The organism is Trichocoleus sp. FACHB-46 (assembly GCF_014695385.1).
Taxonomy (GTDB): domain Bacteria; phylum Cyanobacteriota; class Cyanobacteriia; order FACHB-46; family FACHB-46; genus Trichocoleus.
Map to the genome: position 1 here is coordinate 35,849 of NZ_JACJOD010000007.1, position 20,737 is coordinate 56,585.

21 protein-coding genes are annotated in these 20,737 nt (G+C 50.9%); 11 read left to right on the top strand and 10 right to left on the bottom strand.

Annotated features, from left to right (window positions below):
- Positions 1-142: 142 nt before the first annotated feature.
- Positions 143-523: a DUF3110 domain-containing protein gene (locus H6F72_RS04040; RefSeq protein WP_190432112.1), complete on the top strand. Its 381-nt coding sequence runs from the start codon at positions 143-145 to the stop codon at positions 521-523.
- A 5-nt stretch (positions 524-528) separates the two neighbouring features.
- Positions 529-1,500: an N-acetylmuramic acid 6-phosphate etherase gene (gene murQ / locus H6F72_RS04045; RefSeq protein WP_190432113.1), complete on the top strand. Its 972-nt coding sequence runs from the start codon at positions 529-531 to the stop codon at positions 1,498-1,500.
- Positions 1,501-1,601: 101 nt separating this feature from the next.
- Here murQ and H6F72_RS04050 read toward each other — a convergent pair whose 3' ends face one another.
- A complete protein-coding gene (locus H6F72_RS04050; RefSeq protein WP_190432114.1) occupies positions 1,602-1,832 on the bottom strand; it encodes a hypothetical protein in 231 nt (76 codons plus the stop codon).
- Between the two features lie 399 nt (positions 1,833-2,231).
- Here H6F72_RS04050 and H6F72_RS04055 point away from each other — a divergent pair, with 399 nt between their 5' ends.
- The 3 genes from H6F72_RS04055 (at position 2,232) to H6F72_RS04065 (ending at position 6,324) form a co-directional block, all read left to right on the top strand.
- Positions 2,232-3,758, top strand: a complete 1,527-nt coding sequence (locus H6F72_RS04055) for a site-2 protease family protein (RefSeq protein ID WP_190432115.1) — start codon at positions 2,232-2,234, stop codon at positions 3,756-3,758.
- 116 nt (positions 3,759-3,874) lie between these two features.
- Positions 3,875-4,681, top strand: a complete 807-nt coding sequence (locus tag H6F72_RS04060; RefSeq protein WP_190432116.1) for a PIN domain-containing protein — start codon at positions 3,875-3,877, stop codon at positions 4,679-4,681.
- 155 nt (positions 4,682-4,836) lie between these two features.
- Complete coding sequence (locus tag H6F72_RS04065; protein WP_190432117.1) at positions 4,837-6,324, top strand: hypothetical protein; 1,488 nt, start codon at positions 4,837-4,839, stop codon at positions 6,322-6,324.
- Here H6F72_RS04065 and H6F72_RS04070 read toward each other — a convergent pair.
- The 4 genes from H6F72_RS04070 to H6F72_RS04085 form a co-directional block, all read right to left on the bottom strand.
- Positions 6,277-7,221: an alkaline phosphatase family protein gene (locus tag H6F72_RS04070; protein ID WP_190432119.1), complete on the bottom strand. Its 945-nt coding sequence runs from the start codon at positions 7,219-7,221 to the stop codon at positions 6,277-6,279. The genes H6F72_RS04065 and H6F72_RS04070 overlap by 48 nt on opposite strands.
- A 5-nt stretch (positions 7,222-7,226) precedes the next feature.
- Positions 7,227-8,042: an ABC transporter permease gene (locus tag H6F72_RS04075; RefSeq protein WP_199298873.1), complete on the bottom strand. Its 816-nt coding sequence runs from the start codon at positions 8,040-8,042 to the stop codon at positions 7,227-7,229.
- Between the two features lie 77 nt (positions 8,043-8,119).
- Positions 8,120-8,908, bottom strand: coding sequence for an ABC-2 family transporter protein (locus H6F72_RS04080; RefSeq protein WP_190432120.1), 789 nt, complete (start codon positions 8,906-8,908; stop codon positions 8,120-8,122).
- Positions 8,905-9,888: an ATP-binding cassette domain-containing protein gene (locus H6F72_RS04085; RefSeq protein WP_190432121.1), complete on the bottom strand. Its 984-nt coding sequence runs from the start codon at positions 9,886-9,888 to the stop codon at positions 8,905-8,907. Before H6F72_RS04085 ends, H6F72_RS04080 begins: the two co-directional genes overlap by 4 nt.
- 191 nt (positions 9,889-10,079) lie before the next feature.
- On the opposite strand from H6F72_RS04085, the gene H6F72_RS04090 reads away from it, so the two are divergent.
- Positions 10,080-10,667 carry a hypothetical protein gene (locus H6F72_RS04090; RefSeq protein ID WP_190432122.1) on the top strand — a complete coding sequence of 196 codons (588 nt, stop codon included), beginning with the start codon at positions 10,080-10,082 and terminating at the stop codon, positions 10,665-10,667.
- 22 nt (positions 10,668-10,689) lie between these two features.
- Here the strand turns inward: H6F72_RS04090 and H6F72_RS04095 are convergent, their stop codons facing one another.
- The 4 genes from H6F72_RS04095 to H6F72_RS04110 form a co-directional block, all read right to left on the bottom strand.
- Positions 10,690-12,561 (bottom strand): bifunctional diguanylate cyclase/phosphodiesterase, encoded by a 1,872-nt coding sequence (locus H6F72_RS04095; protein WP_190432123.1) that lies wholly within the window; start codon positions 12,559-12,561, stop codon positions 10,690-10,692.
- Between the two features lie 149 nt (positions 12,562-12,710).
- Positions 12,711-13,580, bottom strand: a complete 870-nt coding sequence (locus H6F72_RS04100; protein WP_190432124.1) for an aldo/keto reductase — start codon at positions 13,578-13,580, stop codon at positions 12,711-12,713.
- Between the two features lie 167 nt (positions 13,581-13,747).
- Positions 13,748-14,029 carry a TIGR02450 family Trp-rich protein gene (locus H6F72_RS04105; RefSeq protein WP_190432126.1) on the bottom strand — a complete coding sequence of 94 codons (282 nt, stop codon included), beginning with the start codon at positions 14,027-14,029 and terminating at the stop codon, positions 13,748-13,750.
- 111 nt (positions 14,030-14,140) lie between these two features.
- The gene (locus H6F72_RS04110) at positions 14,141-14,998 is read right to left on the bottom strand and encodes a class I SAM-dependent methyltransferase (RefSeq protein ID WP_242016777.1); all 858 of its coding nucleotides are present in this window, start codon (positions 14,996-14,998) and stop codon (positions 14,141-14,143) included.
- A 141-nt stretch (positions 14,999-15,139) separates the two neighbouring features.
- On the opposite strand from H6F72_RS04110, the gene ndhN reads away from it, so the two are divergent.
- From ndhN to H6F72_RS04135, 5 genes are all read left to right on the top strand, one after another.
- On the top strand, positions 15,140-15,595 hold the full coding sequence (gene ndhN / locus H6F72_RS04115) for an NAD(P)H-quinone oxidoreductase subunit N (RefSeq protein WP_190432127.1): 456 nt from the start codon (positions 15,140-15,142) through the stop codon (positions 15,593-15,595).
- Between the two features lie 175 nt (positions 15,596-15,770).
- Complete coding sequence (locus tag H6F72_RS04120; RefSeq protein ID WP_190432128.1) at positions 15,771-16,373, top strand: VWA domain-containing protein; 603 nt, start codon at positions 15,771-15,773, stop codon at positions 16,371-16,373.
- Positions 16,374-16,387: 14 nt separating this feature from the next.
- Positions 16,388-16,798, top strand: coding sequence for a salt stress protein, Slr1339 family (locus tag H6F72_RS04125; protein ID WP_190432129.1), 411 nt, complete (start codon positions 16,388-16,390; stop codon positions 16,796-16,798).
- 245 nt (positions 16,799-17,043) lie between these two features.
- Positions 17,044-18,225 (top strand): circadian clock protein LdpA, encoded by a 1,182-nt coding sequence (ldpA, locus tag H6F72_RS04130; protein WP_190432132.1) that lies wholly within the window; start codon positions 17,044-17,046, stop codon positions 18,223-18,225.
- Between the two features lie 33 nt (positions 18,226-18,258).
- Positions 18,259-20,226, top strand: a complete 1,968-nt coding sequence (locus tag H6F72_RS04135) for a R3H domain-containing nucleic acid-binding protein (RefSeq protein ID WP_370527438.1) — start codon at positions 18,259-18,261, stop codon at positions 20,224-20,226.
- Positions 20,227-20,237: 11 nt separating this feature from the next.
- Here H6F72_RS04135 and H6F72_RS04140 read toward each other — a convergent pair whose 3' ends face one another.
- Complete coding sequence (locus H6F72_RS04140; protein ID WP_190432133.1) at positions 20,238-20,723, bottom strand: chemotaxis protein CheW; 486 nt, start codon at positions 20,721-20,723, stop codon at positions 20,238-20,240.
- Positions 20,724-20,737: the final 14 nt, after the last annotated feature.

Sequence of the window (20,737 nt, forward strand, 5' to 3'; positions counted from 1 at the left end):
TTCCACCCAGAGCTTGACTCCGATTTGGAGTTGCAAGTTTCAGGTAGCGATGGATCGAAGTTGAGAATGAGCTTAGCGCATGCACTCGTCGCGATCGCCTCTAAGATAGGAAAGAACTGTGGTCACAAGATGCCTAAAACCCATGCGTGTGTTCGTTCTACTTTTTAATGCCCGAACTGAAAACGAAGGAATTCACACGATTCAAATTCAAGACCCGGAGCGGGGAGAACGCAATGTGGTGCTGATGTTTGAGTCGGAAGATGATGCCACTCGGTTTGGTTTGTTGTTGGAAGCTCAGGACTTCCCAACCCCATCGGTGGAAGTATTTGAACTAGAAGAAATTGAAGAATTTTGCCAAGGTGCTGACTACGACTGCAACTTGGTTCCAGAAGACACCCTGGCAATGCCTCCAGAATCCAATGTAGAAGAAACCGATTGGCGCGAAGAAGGGGCGGAACCCGAAGCAGAAGCTCCAGACTCGGAGATCGACCGCATTCGTCGTCGTTTGGAAGGACTTCTATAAGTAACATGCCTCAAGACCCTCACCCTGCTAGCCCTGTCAATGGCGAACAGCTCCCCCAGCATTTTCCTGATGAGCGCGGCTACTTGCTGACGGAGCAAGTGAACCCCAACAGTCAGAATCTCGATCAACTCAGTGCTCTAGAGTTGGTTGAGTTATTTAACCGGGAAGACGCCCAAACCATTGCCGCGATCGCAGCAGCTCGGCAAGAACTAGCTCAGGCGATCGAACGGACGGCTGTGTCACTGCGACAAGGGGGACGGCTGTTTTACATCGGTGCAGGCACCAGTGGTCGCTTGGGAGTCTTGGATGCCGCCGAATGTCCTCCCACTTTTTGTACGCCACCTGAATTAGTCCAAGGCATTATTGCTGGGGGCGCGGGCGCATTGGTGCGGAGTTCCGAGGACTTGGAAGACCGCGCTGAAGATGGGGCAGAGGCGATCGCCCATCGTCACATCACAGAACTAGATGTGGTGGTGGGCATTACGGCTGGGGGCACCACTCCCTATGTTCACGGAGCGTTGCAAGCCGCACGGCAACGGGGAGCTACGACGATTTTTATCGCCTGCGTGCCAGCGGAGCAGGTTCCCGTCAAAGCAGACATTGATATTCGCTTGATTGTGGGGCCAGAAGTACTCGCAGGCTCTACCCGCCTCAAGTCTGGTACTGTCACCAAGCTAGCCCTCAATATCCTGTCTACTGGAGCGATGGTGCAACTGGGCAAGGTGTACGGCAACCGCATGATCGATGTTTCCGTCACCAACAAAAAGTTGCACGATCGCGCCCTGCGAATTTTGCAAGATTTAACCGATCTCAACCGCGAAGAAGCAGGTTGGCTGCTGGAGCGCAGCGGTCGCTCGGTGAAGCTAGCGCTGTTGATGCATTGGACAGGCTTATCACGAGAAGAGGGTGATCGCTTGCTAGCAGAACACCAAGGCAACTTGCGACAAGCGGTACTGAGCTATCAGCAAACAAATTAATTTCAAGTAGGACTCAAATTCTTAGTTGTAAACAATAAGTAAAAATTACCTCTAACCCAAAAGTTAGAGGTATTAAGCTACGTATTAGAGGTGTAAAAATTTTAGAGGCCAGAACCCCTTGCTTGAGCCCGCATAGTATCTTGCTGTAGCTTAAGAGCTGCACTAGTTGCAGTACTAGGCATTTTATCTTTCAGTTCTCGAACCTCTCTCTTCAGTTCTGCCAGTTCTTCCTCATACTTACCTAATCTCTCCTGTACTATCCCTTCAACTAGATTTACAAGGCGAGCTGCAATCTGCTCCTCTGAAGGAATCTGCTGTTCGTTCTCGTTCATTGTTTTCTTCGTTGACATTTGTCCCAATATAACCATCTCAAAGCAGTTCGGGACGGTTCTATGTTATTCATTGCAAATATTCTGAGAAATCTTCGAACTTTGCTTCTTGGTCCGATTGTTTGTAAGGAGAAGTGAGAAAACAGAATTAAACTTAGTGGGCTACTTTTTAGCTTCCAAACTAGCTTTGAAGATATTTTTAAGTGATTATTTCGTAACGCTTGAAAGCCTTGATCCAATTGAGTTGCAGCTTTTGTGGTAACGTCGTATCTATACGTGGCTGCTTCGTTGACTAAAGTTTTTTGACAGCCGAGATGTAGCATCTCGATCCTTTTCAGCAGGAGCAGCACATCAGCTAGTGCCTGACTTTGTCGGGTTCTATTTCAGGAGCCAACAATAACCATGATTACTGCTGCGTCAGAAGCCTCTGCCATCACTTTAATGGTCCTAGTTACCCTAGGAATTTTGGGCTGGGGATTTTACCGAGCTAAATCTTTTGGCAAGCTAGGGATTCTGGCTTGGCTACAGTCCGTGGTATTGATGCTACCTTGGCTGCTGTTTTTCGGGCTATTCGCCGCTGGCATCTATCTCAACTTAGTCGGCATTCTGTTCCTAGTAGTTGGGTCCACTGCTCTCTATGTTTTCTTAGGCAATCAATTGCGATCGGCTAGTCAAGACACCGTGTTGCAAGAACGAGCAACTGCCATGCTGAAGGCACGGCAAGCAGTGAATGCTGAACCCGCCAACCAGAAAGCTGAGGGTGAACTTGGGTCATCCGGAACTGAATCAACTGCTTCTGTTGGGGAAGGCGAAGGCATACCCATTCCTGCCACAGATTTGCAGGCCATTCAAGGCATTTTTGGGATTGATACCTTCTTCGCTACTGAAACCATTCCTTACCAAGATGGAGCCATTTTTAAGGGCAACCTGCGAGGAGATGTAGAGGCTGCCTATAGCCGTCTGGCGGGTAGCTTGGAAGAGCGATTGGGCGATCGCTATCGCTTGTTTTTGGTAGAAAACCAAGATGGCAGGCCAGTCGTGATTGTGCTGCCGAGTCGCAACGACCCCAAGCCCACCACGCTGCCACAGAAGCTCTTGGCTTTGTCACTGGCGATCGCGACGGTGGCAACTTGCTTAGAAACAGGCGGCATTCTCTTAGGTTTCGATTTCTTCAGTGCTCCAGAACGGTTCCGAGAAGTTTTACCGATTGGGGGCGGAATTTTGGCCGTGTTGGCAGCTCACGAAATCGGTCATCGAGTTCTGGCCCGCCGTCATCAAGTGCGCCTTAGCCCACCTTTCTTCTTCCCGACCTCTCAACTGGGTTCGTTCGGAGCTTTGACTCGCTTCGAGTCGATTGTGCCCAACCGCACCGTGCTCTTTGATGTGGCGTTTGCGGGACCAGCCGCAGGAGGCTTAATTTCCTTACTGATGCTGGTAATGGGGCTAGTCTTGTCTCATCCCGGCAGTTTGTTCCAGGTGCCAGCGGACTTCTTCAAAGGTTCGATTCTGGTCGGCACCTTGGCGAAAGTGGTGTTGGGGTCTGCTTTGCAAAACTCGCTGGTCGATGTGCATCCCCTGACTGTGATTGGTTGGTTGGGCTTAGTGGTGAGCGCGTTGAACCTCATGCCTGCTGGCCAATTGGATGGTGGGCGGATCGTGCAAGCCATTTATGGCCGCAAAACGGCTGGCAGAACCACGGTAGCGACTTTAATTCTTTTGGCGATCGCGGCTTTTGCTAATGCCTTGGCCTTGTATTGGGCGATCATCATTCTGTTTTTACAGCGAGATTTAGAGCGGCCTAGTCTTAATGAACTCTCCGAACCCAACGATGCCCGCGCTGGCTTAGGATTGCTGGCTCTGTTCTTAATGATTGCCACCCTCCTGCCCCTTACCCCTAGCTTGGCAGGCCGCTTAGGAATTGGTGGCTAACTTCACCAGAAAGTCTGCTATTTTAGCGGCCATCATCCATAATTTGAATAGGGTGCTCCTCAATTCATTCTTTCATCTACATTACTCAGCATTACAAGGTGTGACACCGAATCGCTATGGCTGCACCAGCTCCGATTTTAGTGGTTTTGGATTTAAGCGCTCTGGAAGTAGGAAAAACTAGAGAGTGGCAGGAATTCTCTCGTGTAGGCGAGTGCTTTATTCCCCAGGTTGTTTTTGACGAAATCCGTTATCTCCATGACCGAGCGCCAGAGGCGAGCTTGGAGCAGACGGCTAGAGAGTTCATGCGCTTCTACCCTGATAGTGGCTGGCATATGACGGCCATCAGTGCGCCCCATGCTTCTCTCAAACCTGCGAGCGGAGAATCTTTTAGCAAAAAAGCTAGGCTATCCTTAGCTGTAGCCCAAGCCGCTTATGGGTTAGCACGCAACCATCCCGGTTCGTTGGTGGTTTTAGTGACGACCGATCAGTCTTTGTTGCAGCGGGTCCAAGGAGTAGAAGCACCTAATCTCTGTGGCATTACTGCGGCTGCTCTGCGTCAGTGGTGTCGCACCGAACGGCAACCCTTAGCTGTAACCCAGCAGTTGCGCCAAATGGAAACTGCCCCTGTGGTGGGTGCAGGCAAAGTCGGTACTGTATCTAGCAAAACTGCTGCGACTGCTAACGCTTCCAGACCTCGCTCCACAGTAGTCAGGACAACGCCGACGCCATCTCTATCGCATCGACGTTCTTCTAATGCTCCAGGCGCGATCGCCCAAGTGTTTTCTACCCTGTTGATGTTAGGAGCGTTGGTTCTCGCAGGTTCAACTGCTTGGTATCTCATCCAACCTGCAGGCTTTAATCAGTTTTTGCAGAAAGCAGGGTTGCCCACTCTGCCCAATCAAATCACTCCTCCTAAGCAATAGGAACCCTAACGGAACTCATCTGTAAGCGATCGCCGTCTGAAGTTTTGTCAGGCTGGCATAAATTGTTGTAGCAGCGTCTTAAAATTGCCGAGTCAATCATGCTCATTGGCGCTGCATCATCAGCTTGAGTTTAGTGAGTTCTTGTGAGGTTTTCTATGCGACCCCCGACCCAATATCGTTCTGCAACCATTGCTGCCTCATCAATATCGCCTCGCTTCGTAGTTGTGTTGTTGACAGGAATTTTGTCGGTTGGTTCTAGTTTGGGTTGGCTGAGTGCCGCGATCGCGGCCACCACGACTCATGCTTCTCCCTTGGCTCCACAGGCAGTGCTTGGTCAGCCAGAACAGGCAACTTTACTGGCCCAGCAAGGTCGTCGGGGGCGAGGTAGAAGTACTGGCTCTTCAACCAGCAATTCATTTCCAGCTTCTGTAGAGAACTTGGTTCGACAAGATTTAGCTCGCCGCATCAATGTTCCACCTGGTAGGTTGCGAGTCACTTTAGCCGAGCCAAAAGTCTGGAATAACGGCTGCTTAGAGTTAGCTGCTACCAATGAAATTTGTACTCAAGCCCAAGTTCCAGGATGGCGAGTGGTACTCTCCGCTGGACAGCAGGCTTGGGTTTACCACACTGACCAAACTGGCCAAAGCTTACGTCTAGCAGTCGATGCTTCCAAGGCCGATTTACCCCAGGCGATCGCGGCTAGCGTGACTCAAGCAGCGGCTCAGCAATTGGGAATTGCAGCGACTCAAGTCCAGATTGCCAAGTTTGCCAAGCAAACCTGGAGTAATGGTTGCTTAGGTTTGGCGACCTCTGGTGAGTTTTGCACTCAAGCCGAAACTCCGGGTTGGCAAGTTACAGTCGCAGGGCGATCGCAGCAGTTGGTTTATCGCACCAATGAATCTGGCTCAGTGATCAAGTTAGACACGGCAGCCAGCGGGCTTTACCCAGCGGGCTTACCCAAAAACGTTTCTAGAACTGTCTTACAGGCTGCGGCTCAGCAATTTCGGGTACCTACTACCCAGTTGCAAATTGTGCAATCAGAAAAAACCACTTGGCCTGATGCTTGCTTAGGCTTAGCTGAACCGGGGGTGTTTTGTGCTGCTGTTATCGTTCCCGGTTGGCTCGTCACTGTAGAAAGTGGGGGGCAGCGCTTAGCCTATCGCACCAATGATTCTGGTTCCTTGGTGAAGTTCGATCGCCAAGCCAGTAATGTGAGTGGCGCGACAGGCTTGAAGCCAAACTTGATTGGTGGCAGTGAATTGATTCCGCCCCTAACCACAGGAGTTATCTTTCGAGTAGTCACCAGTGGCGGCATTGCAGGACAAACTTCCGCGATCGCTTTGCAAGCAAATGGTCAGCTGATTCAAGGTCAATTACAACCCAATGGTGTTGTTACTCCTGTGAAAGTGGTGCAAGTATCTCCGGCTGAGGTGCAACGCTTTCGGCAATTACTCGAACAGCAAAACTTTGCTCAATTCAATCGCCATAGCTACCCTGCTCCTCAGGGAGCCGCCGACTATTTCACCGTGACGCTGTCTGGGCCTACTGTAACGGCTCGTTATGCGGATATGGTGCAAAATCAGTTACCAGCAGAGTTACAAAACGTGGTACAAGCTTGGAGCCGTATTGCTGCCAACTTGTAACAACTCCACGATTTTGGGTGTAATGCCTGTAATGTCTTGCACAGACTGAAACGCGATCGCTTGAGGGCCAATCACAATCAGCGGCACCAGATTGGAGGTGTGATGCGGATGGGATAAGTCCTCGATATTGCCGTGGTCACTGCTAATCACCAGGTTCACTCCAGTTTGGAGATGCGCCACGACACTCTCAACAAACGCATCTACTAACCGCAAAACCTGAACGATTTGGACTTTGTCCTGACTATGACCTGCGTAATCGGGGAGATAACACTCAAATAGCGTGAGATGGTGCTGGCTCCCAATTGTGGCCAGTCTTTGCCCTGCGGCAGCGGGTGTCAGGGGTGGAACATTGCCGCCCCGCTGATTCACATACTCGCCCGTAATATCCCAGGAAATCGCAGCTTGGCGATCGCCTCCTCCCCCCATGCGAAAAGGCACCCCAGCGGTCAGGGCCAGAAGCGTGCCCACCGAATAACGCCGTCGCCGTTGCGCGATCGCCTCAAAGTAGGCGGGAGAATAGAGATTGGCATGGGTAACAGAGCCGCCCAAGCTCAGCACCTGCTTGAACATGCCGTGGGCTTCAATCAAAGTTCGCAAAGAGCCATTGGCAAAAGCACTGAGATGACGTCCCATAAAAGCAGGAGCATTACAGCCTGTAAATAACGACGTTTGGCCCGTCGCACTCTGGGGTAGCCCTGGCACTCCGAGGATGGCATCGATCGGTTGCAATAATAGTCCCGCCTGGCAAGTTGCTCGTCTAGCCAGTAGTGGCCCCCCTAGAAGCTGAGTGAGAAATGGCATGGCCGCGATCGCCGCTAAAGGGTTAGTTGCTTGCGCTTCTCCTAATCCCACCCCATCTAAGAATAGGAAAATAAATCGCGCTGCTGAGTCATCCATGCTGCTCAACTGGACGCACTCGTATAGAAGCGCAAAGCAAACTGCCAAAACATCCGAGAGACTAAGAACAAAGCTAAGGCTAACAAGCCTGCTCCCAGCAACCAAACGAGTTCTACTCGGCCTAGTAGGGCTTCGGAAGGAATGGTGGTCAGAAACGCCACAGGCACGATAAAGGTAAAGAAAAATCGGTAAGCGACGGGATAAGCCACCATTGGATAACGGCCCGCTTCTAATAAACCGCGCAAAACTTCGGTGACGTTATAGATTTTAACGAACCAGATACTCGTGGCTCCCAACATAAACCACAAGCTGTAGAGGCTGATAAACCCGAAGCACAATGGCACCGCACCAAGGAAATAAGCAGGAGCTTCAATTCCCAACCGCCGCCCCGCATAGCCAATCACCAAGCAACCAAATAAGATATCCGGTAAGCCCCAAGGAGAAATAGTACGGGTTGAGAGCCAAAACTGACTGTTAATCGGTTTCAACAGGACGAAATCCAGCGTACCCTGCTGCACATGCTGCACAATGTGGTTTAAGTTGGGGCCGAGAAAGGTACTGGAAAAGCCCTGAAGCACGGTGAACACGCCCAACACCACCAAGGCTTCGTCCCAAGACCAACCTTCAAAGGTGTAGTCTGTACGGTAAAACAAAAACAGCCCAAACAAACTACCAATCAAGTTGCCCAAACTCGTAAAAGCCGACAGCACAAAGTTGAGCCGATACTCCATCTCCGCCGCGATCGCCGTTCCCCAAAACAACCGCAACACCCGCCCATAACGCTGTATCCCTTTCTCCTTGATCCTCTCTTCTTTTTTCATCCTTCCTCCCTCATCCTTCGTCCTTCCTTCTAACTCCTCACCCCTCTCTCCTCACTCCTCACCCTTTTCCTCCCTCCTTAAGCCCCCATTCCCGAATACTGCTTCAGCCCTTGTCTCCAGAGCCAACGATTTAACCCCAAAAACAGTAAACCCCAGCCTGCCATGACTAAACATCCTTGGCCGAAATTCACTGGCAGTCCGACGAGTAAGCTGGCAGGAAAGTGGACCATGTAAGGAAACGGCGTCCACAGAACCACGTTGCGAACTGCGGGCGGAAACATCTCTAACGGTGCTACCAAACCGGATAAAAAGAGATAAAGCAAAAACCAGAACTGCTCGATCGCACTGGCTCGTTCGATCCAAAAGGCGAATAAAGCAAAGGTATGCTGAATCAGAAAACGCAAAGCAAAGGCGATCGCAGTCGCTAAGCTAAACAACAAAATATTGCTTACGGGTGGAATCCAGGCCGCTTGCGGATAGAGCAGGAAAAATAAAATAATTAGCCCACCGACAAAGGGCAAACGCGCCAATCTTTCGGATACGTGAGCAGTGACATGATGCCAAACCGGATCAAGCGGCTGCAAGAGTCGGGGTGACAGCTTGCCCTCCACCACTTCTTTCTCAAACTCCCAAATCACCCAAACGACCGTGATCTGCCGCACGATAAACACGGCCAAAAAATAGCGCACAAAATCGATAGGAGACAAGCTCAACTGTCCGCCTTGAGCTGCTTGAATCCAAACTCCCATCAATATCAGGGGCAAGGAACCCGACAAAGCCCACAACAGCAGCTCCGCTCGGTACTCCAACATATAAGCGTAGTAAACCGAGAGCAAAGCTTGAGTAATTTTCCAGGCTCTCCTCATACCGCCACTCCTGCCCGGAACAACTGACCGATCACTTCTTCGATCGGAGGGTCTGTCACCGCTAGATCGACCACCTCTAGTTCCGCGAGAATCCGAGCCACTGTACGGGTTAAAGATTCTTGAGGTACGACAAATCGCACCATGCGGCCATCCACCGCTTCGATGTCCCCGTAACTCAACAACTCCGCTTTGGACTTGGGTTGAGCCAATTCCACTTTGACTTCACGGCAAGGGGCAAAGCGTTCCGACAGCCCTTCTAAGCTACCGTCGTAAATCAACTGTCCCTGATGAATCACCAGCACCCGCTTACACAGCGCTGTGATGTCTGCCATGTAGTGACTGGTCAGCAGCACAGTGGCTCCATAGCGCTGATTATATTCCCGCAAAAAGTCCCGTACACTCACCTGAGCGTTGACATCCAAGCCTAAAGTGGGTTCGTCTAGAAACAAAACTTGAGGATGGTGGAGCAAAGCTGCTAGAAGTTCGGCTTTCATCCGTTCACCAAGAGACAGCTTCCGGACAGGTTGGGTTAGCTTGGCTTGCAGAGACAACATCTCGGCTAATTCGCCAATCCGATACTGGAGTTCTTTGTCCGAAATGCCATAAACCGCAGCATTGATCCGCAGAGAATCCAGCGCTGGCAAGTCCCAGATCAATTGTTGCTTTTGACCCATGACTAGCGTGATGTTTTGCAGAAAGCTGGCCTCACGCCGAAACGGTACCTGCCCCGCCACCCGAACTTGTCCCGATGAAGGGTGAATCAGCCCGGTGAGCATTTTGAGTGTAGTGGTTTTGCCTGCACCATTAGCTCCCAAAAAACCAACCACTTCACCCGCTTCTATCTGAAACGAAACTTGCTGTACTGCTTGCACCAAGCGGTAGTTACGCCGCACGAAGTGAAGCAATGTCCCCTTCAGACCTGGCTCTTTGACCGCTACAGGATAGACCTTGCTCAGGTCTTCAGCCACGATGATAGACATACCCGATTCAATACCCGAAGGAACGCCCTTTCCCATTGTGCCTTGGACACGGAAGTGCGATCGCCCTACCTCTGCTCTAACTTCTGGCCTAACCTCTGGCTTAACCTCTAGCAGCTACCTTCTGATTTTTCTTTCTGGCTAGGGAACTCTATAAGCATCCTCATTCGCCATTTCTCAATCTACCTAGCACCATGTTGCAACTCATTCGCCCAACGGCAGTCTCACTGATTTTGGCTTTAGGGTTTGCTGCTCCTAGCTTTGCGAATCCATCGCCAACCAAGCAATTTGGGTATCCGCTGGCAAAACCTAGCAGGGAACCGAGCTTAGCTTGCTACATGAAGACTGATTCGGGGCGGTTGATTAACTTAGACGTGTTTTGTGTGACGGGAGGGCAAGAACCAGAGTTGGGCACTGGCGATATTCAAGCCACGTTGCGCTGGGAAACGGTGGATGACTTAGACTTGGCCGTTACTGACCCCAGTGGTCAGACCGTGTTCTACAAAAATCCTCGTATTCGTTCCGGGGGACAGCAGGATGTAGACGCCAATGCTGACTGCATCAAGCCTGTCGCCAAACCCGTTGAAAATATTTTTTGGCCCACAGGTGGGTCGTCAGCAGGTAAGTACACAGTCGAGGCGCGGTTATATCGGCGCTGTGCGGCTTCGGGTCCAGTTCCCTTTACCTTAACCGTGCTAGTCCAAGGAGAGACCAAAGAGTTGACTGGCTCTGTCGATGACACGAAGGCCGCTGTGCGGTTCCCATTTACGGTGGTGCGCTAGGAAAACACGATCGCCAAATATCTCAACTAGATTTGCGGGTGAAGCGGTAGCAATGAGCTTGAATAAAGGCCGTTGCTGCCTCACCACTCATAGGCTTAGCAAACAAGTAACCTTGTCCTGCTTCACACTTTAAGGCTTTGAGTTGAGCTAACTGCTTCGCTGTTTCCACACCCTCGGCAATTACATCCATTCCTAGGTTCCAGGCTAGGGTAACAATGGTGCGAATGATGGCTAACTTCTCGGCATCTGTATCTACACTCGTTACAAAGGAGCGATCGATCTTCAAGGTGTCGATGGGAAAGTGATGCAGATAAGCTAACGAGGAATAACCTGTCCCGAAATCGTCAATTGATAACCGAATTCCTAGGGCTTGCAGTTGTAAAAAGAGGGCTGTGGTCGCCTCAGGATTCTGCATGAGCACGCTCTCGGTAATTTCTAATTTCAAGTTGCGAGGGCTCAAACCCGTTGCCGTCAGAATTTGACGAATTCGTTCTACTAGATCGGGTTGGGCAATTTGCTTCCCAGAGAGATTCACGCTCATTGTCCAAGTTGCTGTCGTGGGAAATTGCAGCTGCCAAGACCGCATCTGCTGGCAAGCGGCTTCCAGTACCCACCATCCGATGGGCACAATTAAGTTCGTTTCTTCAGCAACCGGAATAAATTCCGCTGGGGAAATGAGGCCTCTTGTAGCATGCTGCCAACGGACTAAAGCTTCAAATCCAATCACTTTGCTGTTTCGCAGCGAAACAATTGGTTGGTAATGCACTAAAAATTCTTGCCGCTGAATCGCTCGTCGCAGGTCATTTTCGAGTTGCAGCAGTGTGACAGCATGATCGTGCATGGCCAAAGTAAAGACTTCGTACCGAGCTTTGCCTAAAGCTTTGGCACGATACATGGCTGTGTCTGCATCCCGCAGCAGGTTATCTGGCTTTTCGTAATCAATCGTGCTGAGGGCGATGCCAATACTAATGGTGGTAAACACCTCATGGCCATTGAGCATAAAGGGCCTCTTGACGGCTTCTTGAATCTGCCTTGCTACGCAGGTCGCATCCTTGATGTCTTGAATGTGCTCTAGTAGAATCGCAAACTCATCTCCAGCCAGATGAGCTAGCGTGTCGCCTATATGTAAGCAAGCTTGCAATCGTTGGGCGACTTCAACCAGCAACTGGTCGCCGAATAAATGTCCCAGACTGTCATTCACCACTTTGAAGCGGTCTAGGTCGAGAAAAAGAACGGCAAAGCAACCATCAGATTGGCGGCTGACTTTGGCGGCTGCTTGGTGCAGGCGATCGCTAAAGAAAGCGCGATTCGGTAAGCCAGTCAAGCTATCAAAAAAAGCACTTTGTAGCAGTTGCTTCTCAACCTGCGTGCGTTCTGTAATATCCTGCACGAAAGAAATGGCCCCAAGCACCTGCCCTTGTGCGTCTAGTAGCGGCGCATTGAACCACTCACAAATAATTGTTCTGCCATCTTGTGTCACATTCTCGTTGATACTGCGAGTGCCCCCGCGTTGGTTGATCAGGTCATGCCAAACTTGATTGGCATAAGCCTTGATGTGGCTAGGGACGATTAAAGCTGCTTGCCGACCGATCGCTTCCTGGGGGCTGTAACCAAAGACTTGAGCTGCACTGGGATTCCAGTGGGTGATCTCACCATGTACATTCCAGGCGATCGCGGCGAGGGGCGCTTGCTGAAACGGTTGCCACTCGTCTGGATGCCACTCGTCTGGAATGGTTGGGGTTTGAGGTGATGGGTTAGTTGGAACACGGGCGATCGCCGTAGCTACCCTAGCGCTCAGCCAACGTGCGCTAGCAGCCAAGAAAGTCAACCCAGTCGCAAGAGCAACTAAGCGCCCACCAGACGAACTGAGCAGGGTCTCAGGGAAATAAAGCATGAATCCAGACGCTAAGCAACTTTAGGAGGTCAGCTCCGCAGCTTTAGTACCATCGTTTCACCGCTGCTAGGCTGACAACAACAGCGTTTGCTGCGAAATATGGCCGTATTCTGGCTGAAATCAGAGGCTTAGCTGGATAAGAGGCTTAACTAAGCTGTGGCGCGATCGATCGCCGTGATGTCTGCTGCTGACAGTTGCACCTCGATCGCTTGTACAGAGTTTTCGATACTAGAAGGCTTGCTTGCGCCAGGAATGGGAACCACACAGGGAGACTTAGCACGTAACCAAGCCAACACAATGCAGTAAACAGAAGAGTTGTAGGACTGAGCGAGTTGGGCGATCGCCGGAATATCTTGCAATTTCCCAAATCGCCGACTACCGCCTAAAGGACTCCAGGGGATAAAGGTGAGCTGCTCTTGCTCGCAGTACTCCAAAACCCCATCTGTCTCTGGTTGGCGATACCAGGGGTTGTACTGGTTCTGCACCGAGACTACATCTACTACCTGGCGGGCTTGTTTGATTTGCTCGACCGAGAAGTTGGAAACCCCTACGAAACGGATCAAACCTTGCTCCACCGCTTCTTTGACAGGCGTGAGCGATGCTTCAATTGTGTAGTTGGGGTCAGGAGCGTGGTACTGCCAAAGGTCAATTGGTTGCTCACCCCCTAACGCCTCAAAACTGACTCGGATCGTCTCTCGCAGGTGCTCTGGGTTGCCATTGCGAGTCCAAGACCCATTGGGGCGCATCAAGCCGCCCTTTGTCGCAACTTTGACGTGACTTTTCTCGCCGTCATACTGCTGGAGCGCTTTGTGAATCAACCGTTCATTATGATGCTTATCGGATTCGTCTTTGCAATAAGAGTCTGCCGTATCGATCAGGGTTACTCCCAGATCCAAGGCACGATGAATGGTGGCAATGGCTTGCGTTTCGGTGGGGCGATCGCTTAAGGACATCGGCATGCCACCCAAACCGATCGCACTAATCGTGATACCTGTATTGCCCAGCCGTTTGGTTTCCACGCTTCGCTCCTACTATCTACTCCAGCTTTGGCTATCCTGATGGACTACCCTGAAACACTCTGGTTCACAGCAGCGCCTTCCCAACAAAGCCACCTCTCAGCCTAAATAAATTTCCGTGAAGCTGGCTCTGTCTAACGAAGGGAAGACAGGCGGTGATCCGCCCAAAACTAAGTTGGGTAAATTACCGTCTCTAGGGGCTCGGTTTCAGTTGCTTCAAAGCCTTGTTCTTGTAGAGACTGCCAGCCCCCCTGCCACATCGCACGATTTTTGAGTTGTTTGGCATTGAGCCAAAAGCGAACATTGGGGTCACAGGCCGCTACCATTTCCGCAAAGACCCATTGACCTTCATTTTTACGATTCACGACTTGAAAATGTCGCCATCCCATCTGGGTTTGTCGGGCTGTCCACTTGGAGCCAACTAGATAAGGAAACTTTTGCTTTTTGGACATAACCGACTTCAAAGCACTGATATTGCAACTCATCCTCTAAACTCAGTGTGACACCTTGTGAACCTAGAAGCAGAAGGTGCCGTATAGCAATCAAGCGCTAAACCTGACAACTCAGACCTTTCGAGCAATATGGAAGGCGGAAAGATAGGAAGTTGGCAGGCTACCATCGCAGGTTTCTTCTAGCACTGCTTGTAGATCTGTAAATAAAGCCTCCCGCTGCTGTAGCTCCAAGGCAATGTACGGGGATAAGGTACTCAAAAGCATTAGGTAGTTATCAATGCTGTAGGTACCTTCGCAGATTAACTGCTCGGACAGTAAGTGCTGAAATTGCCCTGAGCCAACCACCAGTTGAGCAATTTGGTTCAAGTTCTGCGCATGGAAGGCATGGTCTTCATAGCCTGCTAGAGACGGAGCATGAATTTGATAAACCGCCTCTAATGCTTGAGAAATTTCGTAGCTGGGCTGAGGAGGTGTGTTCCACAACAAAATCAGAAACCCGCGATCGCACAGCGCAGCAGCAGCCTTGGCATGTCTAATCTCAGGATCAATCCAGTGGAAAGAAGTCGCGGCCAGAACCGCATGGAACTCCTGGGCCTCTAATGGCCATTCTTCAAAGGAGGTATTGTGGACCTCAACGTTTGGGTAGGCTGCACAGTGTTGCTGAGTTAACTGACAAGCAGCTTGGCTTGGCTCCAGACAAACTATTGAGTAGCCTAGCTGAGCGAATGGCCTAGTTGCGATGCCAGGACCACACCCCAATTCCAAAATCTTGGCATCAGCGGGAAGTTGCGCCAACTCTACGGCTCGCCGAATTAGAGCCTGGGGATACCGTGGCCTGGCTTGGTCGTAAGCCTGGGCGACTCCGCCATACCAACTTTTTCTTTGGGTAAGATCGTTGCGATACCAATCTTGGTGAGGCCAAGGTTGCGAGTTTTCTAGATCTTGCATGGTTTTTGAACTGGGCGGCATAAGTACCTAGCTACAGGATAAAATGAACAGGCAGGTGAGAGATTTAAGCAGTTTCTCTACCAAAGTAAGGGCGCGATCGCAGCCACACATGTGGTGGAGTGAGTCACAATAGGACTTTGAGCGGGGTAAAGCATAAAACTTATGGCACTTATCGCAAATGGCGGCAAACTAATTCGCGATTTAGAAAAGTCAGGCTCTTTAGGGTTCTATGTGCCCTTGGAAGGTGGTTTTGAAGGCCGCTATCAGCGACGTTTACGGGCTGCTGGCTATGTGACGGTGCATATGAGTGCGAAAGGGCTAGGCGACCTGGGAAGTTACTTGACTGGAGTTCATGGTATTCGTCCCCCTCACCTGGGCAAAAAAGATATTCGAGTTTACTTTGCGCCGCCGGTTATCAACTATCACCTAGAAAACCTGCCCACTCATGCCAAAGGTTTAGTGCTGTGGTTGATTGAAGGTCATATTCTGTCACGCCAAGAAGTAGAATTTCTGACCCTGCTGCCAACTCTGGAACCGCGAGTCAAGATAGTCGTAGAGCGCGGCGGCGATCGCGTCTGTCGCTGGCAGCCTTTGCAAGAAACATTGATTCCGGCTTAAGCTGGCTCGGGGTTCAACTCCAGTACCAGTTCACCTGCCTGTTTTTAACAATCAATTTTTAGCAATTAGTTTTTAGCCACTGACTAATTGCTAATTTTCGCATCTTTACTCGTGACGCTGTGAGGTTTCATCCTCTAGACTGGACGAAAAACACGGATGCATTGAGGTTTACGTCGTGAAAGATCGGGACTATACGCTCATCGTGGATAAAAGTGGCAGTATGTCCACTCCAGATCAGAGAGGTGGCCGCAGTCGTTGGATGGAAGTACAGGAGTCTACTTTGGCGCTGGCCCGCAAGTGTGAGCAGTTTGACCCGGATGGCATCACGGTTTATCTGTTCTCAGGACGCTTCAAGCGCTATGACGATGTGACTTCAGCCAAAGTAGAACAGCTCTTTCAAGAGAACGACCCCGCCGGAACCACCAACTTGGCGGCAGTGCTACAAGATGCCACCAATTATTACTTTCAGCGCAAAGCCGCTGGGAAAACAAAGCCCGCTGGCGAAACCATTTTGGTGATCACAGATGGGGAACCGGACGATCGCCGTGCGGTTATGGAGGTGATCGTTGATGCCTCCCGCAAAATGGAGCGAGATGAAGAATTAGCCATTTCGTTCATTCAAATTGGTGCTGATCCCCAAGCCACCAAATTTCTTCAAGCTTTAGACGAGCAACTCGCAGGGGTGGGCGCGAAGTTTGATATTTGTGATGCGATCACCTTTGCCGATATTGAGGAGATGAGTTTGAGCGAAGTGTTGCTCAATGCCATTAATGACTAGAAGTGCAAAACGATATGGACTCGATCGAACGGTTACTCGCACAAGTCAAAGCTCAATACAGCGAAACACCTGCACCGCCAGCCGCACCATCCCCGTTACCACCTAGCTCTCCTCCAGCAAAGCCAACTTCTGGGCGGCAGCCAGACCCGCTCGATAGCTTGTTGGCGGAGATCAAAGGCCAGTACGAGGTGCAGGACGCGATCGCACAGGAAGCTCGACAACAGCAATTAGTGGCGGAGCAACAGCGTCAAGCCCAAGCGCAACAAGCCCGTCGAACTGCTTTGGCTCGCACTGCCCAAGATTGGTTAAAGAATTTAGATCCGTTGTCTACGGAAGGGCTTTGGTTTAACCAATTTGCTGAGCAATACCCTTCTAAGCTGGAAGCCGCAATCGATTATTTAGCCGCTTTAGAAGCAGATCAGTAGTTTGTTAACAAACGGTAATCACACCGCATCTGCCTTTGAGGATGCTGGATGGCGATCGCCAGGCCAACAACTACCAGATTTGGCGTGAGTTGGCGGCGAAGTATCTCTTAAAGCAGCAGATGTGGTGAATGAGCAAGAGTCAGGCAATTCCTCACTCGATTGCAAACAGCCCCCAACCTAGCGGCAGGGGATCAAATTTTGTCTAGAGCCTCGTCATTTCTCAGCGAGAGCATTAGCATGAAGGTGTGACTAATTTTGACCATCCCTTACGTTCTCTAAGGGAGGGACGCTGGTTTAAATTAATTTGCGGAGCCAGTTTCCAACATCTCCCTGCCGTCCGAAACTTAACTTTAGCCTACGCGTTGGCTGGTGCTGATTGTATTGATGTTGCCGCAGACCCAGCGGTAATCGCGATCGCCCAAGCAGCTTTAGACACAGCGGACGACATTGCGCTCGCCTCTCAGCATCCCTCTTTAGCTTGGCAGGGCCGCCCGTGGCTGATGGTGAGCCTAAATGACGGTGAAGATCCCCATTTCCGCAAAGCAGAATTTAACCCAACTTTATGTCCTTCTGACTGTCCTCGGCCTTGCGAAACGATTTGCCCCGCGCAAGCAATTGTCTTTGAGCAACCACAGCAAAACCAACCGGAGCAATTTTCTGGAGTTATAGATGCCCGTTGCTATGGTTGCGGACGGTGTTTACCCATTTGTCCGATTCAGCAAATTACGACTCGCTCCCATGTGTTTACTCCGGAAGCGATCGCCCCTTTAGTACTGCAAGCGGGCGTAGATGCTCTAGAGATTCACACCCAAGTAGGGCGGCTAGCTGATTTCCAGCGACTTTGGCAGGCGATCGCTCCTTGGGCGGGACAACTCAAATTACTAGCGATTAGTTGTCCGGATGGCGATGGCCTAATTGACTACCTCTGGTCAATTTATCAAACGGTTTCGCCGCTAGCCTGTGCTTTAGTTTGGCAAACAGATGGTCGGCCCATGAGTGGTGATATTGGAGACGGTGCGACCCGTGCCGCCGTCAAGTTAGGCCAAAAAGTGTTGGCAGCCAACTTGCCAGGATTTGTGCAGTTAGCAGGAGGAACTAACCGTCATACCGTCGAGAAGCTAAACAGCTTAGGGCTTCTAGCTTCCCCAAGCCTACAGAAATACATTGCTGGAGTGGCCTATGGTAGTTACGCACGAGTGTTGTTGTCTCCAATTTTGGAGCAGCTAGAAAGTTTGTCCCTGCCTATCTCTGGACCATCTTCTGAAGCGATCGCCTTAGCCGAAGCACCACTGCAACCAATTCAATCAGTGCAATCCCTGCCCCTGGAAAGCCAACCGCACCTACTTTGGCCCGCAGTTGATTTAGCGCACTCCTTGGTGAGCCAAATCAAGACACCGTCCGCTCTCAATCAAACTTTGCTTTCCTAAGCGCCTGCTGTTAATTCAACTTTTTTAATCACTATGGTGAGTCTGAACGAGACAAATTCTTTTGACAATCAGGAAAGTTTGCCGGGTCCAGTAGACCCGCTTTTAGCTGCATCGAGCCAACAGAAACAGCAGCCCGCATCAGATCTAGATATGACAGCAGACATGGCAGCGATCGAGCCTGAAAACGTCACGATGAACAACATGCAAATTACAGACGATCTCAGTAAATTGCTAGATATATTGCCAAGTGAGATCCGCCAGCGCTTAGAGCAGCATCCCGACCAAGAGAGCTTGGTTGAGGTGGTGATGGATATAGGCCGCCGTCCAGAAGCACGTTTTCCAGGCAAAGCAGAGTACTTGTCAGAAACACCCGTCTCGCAAACTGACCTCCAGTACTCGATTGAGCGGGTAGGAAACTTTGGTGGAGACAATCGTGCGGGGATTGAACGAACCCTGCACCGAATTAGCGCCATCCGCAATCGGCGAGGCGAAGTCATTGGCCTGACCTGCCGAGTCGGGCGAGCCATCTTCGGCACCATCGGCATGATTCGAGATTTGGTAGAAAGTGGCCGTTCCATTTTGATGTTGGGGCGACCCGGAGTTGGCAAAACCACTGCACTCCGCGAAATTGCAAGGGTTTTGGCAGATGAACTAGAAAAACGAGTGGTCATCATTGACACCTCGAATGAAATTGCAGGTGATGGAGATGTGCCTCACCCCGCGATCGGACGAGCACGGCGGATGCAAGTAGCTCGACCCGAACTGCAACACCAAGTGATGATTGAGGCAGTGGAAAACCACATGCCAGAAGTCATTGTGATTGATGAAATTGGTACGGAATTGGAAGCTCTAGCGGCCCGCACGATCGCGGAACGGGGTGTGCAACTGGTGGGCACCGCTCACGGCAACCGGATTGAAAACTTGATTAAAAACCCCACATTGTCTGATCTGGTAGGTGGTATCCAGTCAGTCACATTGGGCGACGAGGAAGCCAGACGGCGGGGCAGCCAGAAAAGTGTTCTAGAGCGCAAAGCGCCACCGACCTTCGACATCGCAGTAGAGATGTTGGAGCGGCAAAAGTGGGTGGTGCATGAGCACGTCGCCGAGACGGTGGACAGTTTGCTGCGGGGTCGCCAGCCCAACCCCCAAACCAGAACGGTAAACGAAGCGGGCGCAGTAGTGATTACCCACGAATTGCCTAATGCGATCGCAGAAAGCCCACTGCCCCCCAATCGCTTTGCTGCGGCTGCGAAAGGGGCCGTGGGCTGGCGAGCTTCAGGACAAATGACGCCGCTGCCAAGTCCTAGTTTTGGCGAAAAGAGTTTCTCGGCTAGACGCTCAGCTTTGACCAACCGATTAGACAGTTCTCCAGCGGCCCAGGAGTTTGAGCAACTACTCGATGCTTCTTGGCCTCAAGGTAGCCTTGGTATTAGTAGCAGCAGTTCAGATTTTGTTAGTGAGATCTCCGCTCGCACCACAGGCCCTAATGGTGAAGATCTGCCCTTGCACGTCTATCCCTATGGCATCAGTCGGCATCAACTCGACCAAGTAATTCAAACTCTGAATCTACCTGTCGTGCTGACAAAAGATATTGACAGCGCCGATGCCGTTTTAGCGTTGCGATCGCATGTCAAAAACCATGCCAAGCTGAGAAGTATGGCCAAGAGCCGCCATGTGCCGATCCATACAATCAAAGCCAACACGGTGCCGCAGATTGTTCGCTCTCTCCGTCGCCTATTGGATATGGATGATCCGGCGGTGCCTGAAGCCTCTGATCTGAGTCTGTTTTACCGTGATGGTGATGAAGACGAAATCGAGGCGCTAGAGGAAGCCAGACTTGCAGTTGAGCAAATCGTGATTCCTAAAGGCCAGCCAGTCGAGTTGTTGCCGCGATCGTCCAAAGTGCGGAAGATGCAACATGAGTTGGCAGAACACTATCATCTCAAGTCTTCTAGCTTTGGAGAGGAACCGAATCGGCGCTTGCGGATCTATCCCGCATAAAACCGGTGCAGTTAGTAGGCAGAAATAGGTAACAACCGTTCTACATTGATGTAAAACACCACGCTGCCATCGGGAACTGGAATCAGCTTTTCGATCGCTGGGGATAAATGGCCCTGACGGTAACCCATTGGCAGCGTTGCTAGTTTGCTCAGGTCAGCCTCCAAAATGGTGGGCATTTCGGGAGTGGGAATGCCTAAAAGCTCACCACTCTCTAGCAGACAGATAACTAAGAATTGTGAGGGTGCGATCGCTTGCTGGCTCAGGAACAGGGTAGCGCTATCAATTAAGGTGACAATGCCCTGATTGTGCATGACCAAACTTTGGCCTGTTTCTAGCGCTCCGTAAGCCGTAAAGTTGTTCAAGACAGACTGAACCTGGCGCATGGGAATGGCATATTGCTCACTGCCAAATCGCAAGGCTATCAGTTTTTCGGTTAAGTTAGGAGCCTGGCTGGGAACCTGCTTCTGGAACCTGCGGTGATAAGGAGTAGGTGGCATAGCAATATCAAGAC

Coding starts and splice junctions, on each gene's coding strand:
- H6F72_RS04040 (WP_190432112.1), top strand. CDS start 143: ATGCGTGTGTTCGTTCTACTTTTTAATGCCCGAACTGAAAACGAAGGA.
- murQ (WP_190432113.1), top strand. CDS start 529: ATGCCTCAAGACCCTCACCCTGCTAGCCCTGTCAATGGCGAACAGCTC.
- H6F72_RS04050 (WP_190432114.1), bottom strand. CDS start 1,832: ATGAACGAGAACGAACAGCAGATTCCTTCAGAGGAGCAGATTGCAGCT.
- H6F72_RS04055 (WP_190432115.1), top strand. CDS start 2,232: ATGATTACTGCTGCGTCAGAAGCCTCTGCCATCACTTTAATGGTCCTA.
- H6F72_RS04060 (WP_190432116.1), top strand. CDS start 3,875: ATGGCTGCACCAGCTCCGATTTTAGTGGTTTTGGATTTAAGCGCTCTG.
- H6F72_RS04065 (WP_190432117.1), top strand. CDS start 4,837: ATGCGACCCCCGACCCAATATCGTTCTGCAACCATTGCTGCCTCATCA.
- H6F72_RS04070 (WP_190432119.1), bottom strand. CDS start 7,221: ATGGATGACTCAGCAGCGCGATTTATTTTCCTATTCTTAGATGGGGTG.
- H6F72_RS04075 (WP_199298873.1), bottom strand. CDS start 8,042: ATGAAAAAAGAAGAGAGGATCAAGGAGAAAGGGATACAGCGTTATGGG.
- H6F72_RS04080 (WP_190432120.1), bottom strand. CDS start 8,908: ATGAGGAGAGCCTGGAAAATTACTCAAGCTTTGCTCTCGGTTTACTAC.
- H6F72_RS04085 (WP_190432121.1), bottom strand. CDS start 9,888: ATGTCTATCATCGTGGCTGAAGACCTGAGCAAGGTCTATCCTGTAGCG.
- H6F72_RS04090 (WP_190432122.1), top strand. CDS start 10,080: ATGTTGCAACTCATTCGCCCAACGGCAGTCTCACTGATTTTGGCTTTA.
- H6F72_RS04095 (WP_190432123.1), bottom strand. CDS start 12,561: ATGCTTTATTTCCCTGAGACCCTGCTCAGTTCGTCTGGTGGGCGCTTA.
- H6F72_RS04105 (WP_190432126.1), bottom strand. CDS start 14,029: ATGTCCAAAAAGCAAAAGTTTCCTTATCTAGTTGGCTCCAAGTGGACA.
- H6F72_RS04110 (WP_242016777.1), bottom strand. CDS start 14,998: ATGCCGCCCAGTTCAAAAACCATGCAAGATCTAGAAAACTCGCAACCT.
- ndhN (WP_190432127.1), top strand. CDS start 15,140: ATGGCACTTATCGCAAATGGCGGCAAACTAATTCGCGATTTAGAAAAG.
- H6F72_RS04125 (WP_190432129.1), top strand. CDS start 16,388: ATGGACTCGATCGAACGGTTACTCGCACAAGTCAAAGCTCAATACAGC.
- H6F72_RS04135 (WP_370527438.1), top strand. CDS start 18,259: ATGGTGAGTCTGAACGAGACAAATTCTTTTGACAATCAGGAAAGTTTG.
- H6F72_RS04140 (WP_190432133.1), bottom strand. CDS start 20,723: ATGCCACCTACTCCTTATCACCGCAGGTTCCAGAAGCAGGTTCCCAGC.